Annotated in this window: 4 protein-coding genes; 3 read left to right on the forward strand and 1 reads right to left on the reverse strand. The window is 42.7% G+C overall.

What is annotated here, in order from left to right; all coding sequences use genetic code 11:
• Positions 1 to 744: 744 nt before the first annotated feature.
• From Q0541_RS04420 to Q0541_RS04430, 3 genes are all read left to right on the forward strand, one after another.
• Positions 745 to 1,932, forward strand: a complete 1,188-nt coding sequence (locus Q0541_RS04420) for a glycosyltransferase family 4 protein (protein WP_298906084.1) — start codon at positions 745 to 747, stop codon at positions 1,930 to 1,932.
• Between the two features lie 644 nt (positions 1,933 to 2,576).
• On the forward strand, positions 2,577 to 3,620 hold the full coding sequence (locus tag Q0541_RS04425) for a Type 1 glutamine amidotransferase-like domain-containing protein (protein WP_298906086.1): 1,044 nt from the start codon (positions 2,577 to 2,579) through the stop codon (positions 3,618 to 3,620).
• Between the two features lie 31 nt (positions 3,621 to 3,651).
• Complete coding sequence (locus tag Q0541_RS04430; RefSeq protein ID WP_298906088.1) at positions 3,652 to 3,837, forward strand: hypothetical protein; 186 nt, start codon at positions 3,652 to 3,654, stop codon at positions 3,835 to 3,837.
• A 32-nt stretch (positions 3,838 to 3,869) separates the two neighbouring features.
• Here the strand turns inward: Q0541_RS04430 and Q0541_RS04435 are convergent, their stop codons facing one another.
• A complete protein-coding gene (locus Q0541_RS04435; protein WP_298906090.1) occupies positions 3,870 to 4,610 on the reverse strand; it encodes an SDR family oxidoreductase in 741 nt (246 codons plus the stop codon).
• Between the last annotated feature and the right edge of the window lie 142 nt (positions 4,611 to 4,752).

The raw sequence follows: 4,752 nt of genomic DNA on the forward strand, positions 1-4,752 counted from the left end.
CATTGCCATGCCCCTACCAACGTATTTGTATCATTATTAAAGTGAAATGGTATTAGACAATCTTTTTCTACAGGCTCAAATGCTTTTGAAAGCCTAGAAATTACTGAACAGCTACTTACCCCTTCTTAAAGCCTGAGTTGCAAAACGGGCGCTCAATTGTCCTAATTACGTAGCTTGCTTCTCGCCTCTGGCGAGTATTACGTTAGGGTAGCGGTAGCGAGTCCGCGTACCCCTTCGGGGAAGCAAGCTACGCGCAGCGTCTCGTAGAGAGCGTCATTACGAATTAGAATAATACCTTGCTTACAGGGTAAGCGTATCTAAATTAGTCTTGACAAAAACCTTGGTTTGTGGATGAACGAATAATCAGAGTTTCTCGTTTGGTTTGTTTCGCAAGGCTCAAAGTGATGTCTATGATGGACTATTTGGCGTCGCCTAAAAGATGATCAATAATGCTTACTTATTGATCATCTTTTAGGATTTATTGACAAGATGCGCTTACCCTGACTTTTGACTTTTGAATGAGTGACTTTTGACTTCCCCGAACGCAAGAGCGTCCCGTAGGGAAGGGGCTGACCTTGCTTATTATCCATAGCATACAGTTGATAACCTTTGATAAGCTTTAACAAAATCACTGTCAAAGACATCTAAAAATTTTAGTAAACATACTCACTGTATTCAGCATCCTTGTATTTTTAGATAAATGTAGTTTTTTAGATATTTGTAAAGCGTCGGGGAGTCTGGCAGATGAAGATACTAGTACTAAGTTGGGAGTTTCCGCCGAGGATTGTTGGGGGAATTGCGCGGCATGTAGCGGAGTTGTACCCGGAACTGGTAAAGCTAGGGCATGAAGTCCACCTGATTACAGCAGAGTTTGGTCAGGCATCAATGTATGAGGTAGTTGAGGGCGTAAAGGTGCATCGGGTGCCAGTCGGCTATAGTAACGACTTTTTCCACTGGGTAGTCAATCTTAACCTGAGTATGGGAGATCACGGTGGTAAGTTGATTCTAGAGGAGGGATCGTTTGATTTAATTCATGCCCATGATTGGTTAGTAGGAGATGCTGCGATCGCTCTCAAACATAATTTCAAAATACCACTAATTGCCACAATTCACGCTACAGAATACGGACGTTATAACGGTATTCACACCGACATCCAAGGCTATATTAATGGCAAAGAAAACTTGCTGGCTTTCAACGCTTGGCGGATTATTGTTTGTAGCGACTATATGCGCCAAGAAATAGAAGGAGTACTACACAGTCCTTGGGACAAAATCGATGTCATTTATAACGGTATCCGAGCCGAAAAGAAACAGCATCACGTAGATTTTCATGCTGTGAATTTTCGCCGCCAATTCGCCACAGACGATGAGAAAATCGTTTACTACCTCGGTCGCATGACCTATGAAAAGGGTGTACCTGTATTACTCAATGCCGTACCTAAGATCCTTTCCCAAATGGGAGGTAACGTTAAACTTGTCATCGTTGGTGGCGGCAATACTGACCATCTCAAGCGCCAAGCCTGGGATTTGGGAATTTGGCATCATTGCTATTTTACAGGTTTTCTCTCTGATAGATACTTAGATAGATTTCAAACTGTCGCTGACTGTGCCGTATTTCCTAGCCTTTACGAACCTTTTGGAATTGTGGCTTTAGAAAGCTTTGCTTCTCGTGTTCCTGTAGTAGTTTCTGATACTGGTGGTTTCCCGGAAGTGGTGCAACATACCAAAACAGGCATTGTTACTTGGGCGAATAATCCGGATTCTTTAGCTTGGGGAATTTTAGAAGTGTTGAAAAATCCAGGTTATCGGCAATGGCTGGTGGATAATGCTTATGAGGATTTAGAGCGGCGTTTTAACTGGCTGAAATTAGCCAAGCAAACTGAAGAAGTATATCAGCGAGTTGTGCAAGAGCGATCGCAAATTGTCTGGTAAGCGACTTGTTAGATCCCCGACTTCTTCAAGAAGTCGGGGATCTAAATTCAATGTAAATTTTCTTTGAAATTACATTAGTCCTCAGAGGATGTTTGAAAAGTATTATTGCTAACAGGAAAAGCTCCTCAACCTAACCCCCCTACCCCATTCCCTACAAGATTGGACTATAAAGCAATACGCTTGGGTTAAGGCTTAACTCTTTCTCAAAGTGAATTTTTTTAACGAACCGCATTCGCGCAGCGTCTCGTAGAGAAGGACGCAAAGGACGCGAAGGAAGAGAAGGAAGAGAAGGAAGAGAAGGAAGAAATGCTTAACCCAAGCGTATTGGACTATAAAGGACACAAGCAATGTAGAGATTTTCACAGAGTAAGGCAGAGAATTAATGATTACTCTGGGTTCTTATGGCGTTAAAAAACAGTACAAGCCCTGTACGCTGGAAATTCTACCCTCTGTAGTGCCAGAGTTAAGCTAGTGCGTATTTAAATTGCAGATTTTTTCGTTAAAAGTGTCATTAGTCCTTTGTCTAAAGTCAAATTGTAAATATAAGTGACTAACGACTAATGATTAAGGGCGATCGCGAATAAATAAGCAATAAAAATGCGTAACAGCCTAGCAATAATTGCAGTTTGCTCCAAAAGCTTAGTGTGACAAAGGCATTCCCAAGCATAGCAAGGCGCTTGAAAAGTACAGGAATCAAGTTGTTGAATATGGGAACCTTCCTTATAACCCGTTTTATCGAAAACTGGAAACGCTACTTTCTGGGTGACACTGTTGATGTCTACCCCTCCCCCTCCAATGATATCCGTTCTTCTTTAGCGGGCCCAGTCCTGAGCTTAGGTGGGGGTGGCCCCGATGTCGATGATGCCATCCAGTGGATGATTAACGAAGTTAGGGGAGGTACTGACTCCGCTACTAAAGTTAATGTTGTAGTTATCCGCACTAATGGTAATCACGATTACAATCGGCTAATTTATGCCATGAGGGGTGTAAAGTTTGTGGAAACTCTTGTGATTCGCAATAGGCAAGAAGCAAACAAAGCTGAGATTTATGAAAAAGTTAGAAATGCTGATGTGATTTTCTTTGCTGGTGGCGACCAATGTGAATACATCCGCAACTGGAAAGATACCAAGCTTGAGGCTGCCGTTAAGTCAGTTTACCTTAAGGGTGGTGGTGTTGGTGGCACCAGTGCGGGTGCGATGATCCAAAGTGATTGTGTCTATGATGCTTGTGCTTCTTCCGAAAAAGGCATTGAAACTAGAGACGCACTCGAAGATCCTTACCGGGACATCACTTTTACTTACAACTTTTTCAATTGGAGCGATTTGAGGGGAACTATCGTAGATACGCACTTCGACAGACGGGAAAGGATGGGTCGAATTATGACTTTTATTGCCCGTCAAATTAAGGACGGTGTATCTAGCAGTGTTTTGGGCATAGGGGTTAGTGAAAGTACATCGGTTCTTGTGGATAAAAACGGTTTGGTAAAAGTTATGGGTAGGGGTGCGGTGTACTTTGTACTTGGTAATCATCTACCGGAAGTATGCGAACCCCGAACGCCTTTGACCTTTTCCAATTACAAAATTTGGAAAGTTCGCAGGGGCGACACCTTTAATCTTAAAAATAGACCAACTTCTGGCTACTATCTCAGGAGTGTCAAAAGGGGACGGATTGATTCAAATCCCTATTGAGTAGGGAGTGGGGGACAAGGGGACAAGGTGGATGAACGGAATTCTGAAGTGGATTCATCCAGTTCAAACACTCGTTAACGAGTATCAAAGGTGGATTCATCCAGTTCAAACACTCGTTAACGAGTATCAAAGGTGGATTCATCCAGTTCAAACACTCGTTAACGAGTATCAAAGGTGGATTTATCCAGTTCAAAGGTGGATGAAACGAGTTTTCTAACTCCTGCTCAATGCCTTATGCCCCCTTACTTTCTACCAGGGAACCACGCCATTCTCATCAAAAAACCCTCCGCTAGAACCATCATCAGGTAGAGTAGCAAGTCTCACTGCTGCTGTGGCTCCTTGCTCAACAGTGCGGTACCCTCGGTGTTGATTAATGTCAGTTGCTGTGAAACCAGGATCAGCAGCATTGACTTTAATCGGGGTATCTTTAAGTTCACCGGCCAAAAGAACTGTGATCGCATTCAATGCTGTCTTTGATGAGTTATAAGCAAGATATCTAGAATCAGCAAACTCACTATTTGGGTCAGAGTTTTGAGTCAGAGAACCTAAACCACTTGATAAATTCACTATTCGCCCTGCTTTTGACTTCTTCAAGAGTGGCAACAGGGCTTTTGTAACTGCAAACACTCCAAATACATTTGTCTCGTAAGTGTGTCGCAGTGTTTCAATATCAACTTGACTAGGTGGAAAGCGATCGCCATCACTTACTATCCCAGCATTGTTAACAAGGATGTCAAGTTTTCCGAATTCGCTCTCGATTTGTTTACCCGTAGAGTCGATTGTTTTTTGGTCGATGACATCAAGCTGAATTGTTCGGGCATCGATCTGATTTGAACGAAGTTTATTCGCTGCTTCTTCACCACGTCCTATATCTCTTGCACCAACAAGAACAGTAGCACCTCTAGAACCTAATTGGCGGGCAATCTCAAACCCGATACCTTTGTTTGCACCTGTGATCAGCGCAATTTTGCCTTTTAAATCTTCTGACATATTACTTCTCTATTTTGATAAACACTGACAAATGTTACTATCTTCGAGCAAGTCTAGTACAGCAGGCACGTAAATCCAGCTACTAAGCCGCGTCCACCTTGAAAACTGTAGTTCTTTCCGTATGAAAAGAAAAAACCCTCAT

Origin of the sequence: uncultured Nostoc sp. (assembly GCF_937863485.1) — a bacterium.
Classification (GTDB): Bacteria; Cyanobacteriota; Cyanobacteriia; order Cyanobacteriales; family Nostocaceae; genus Nostoc.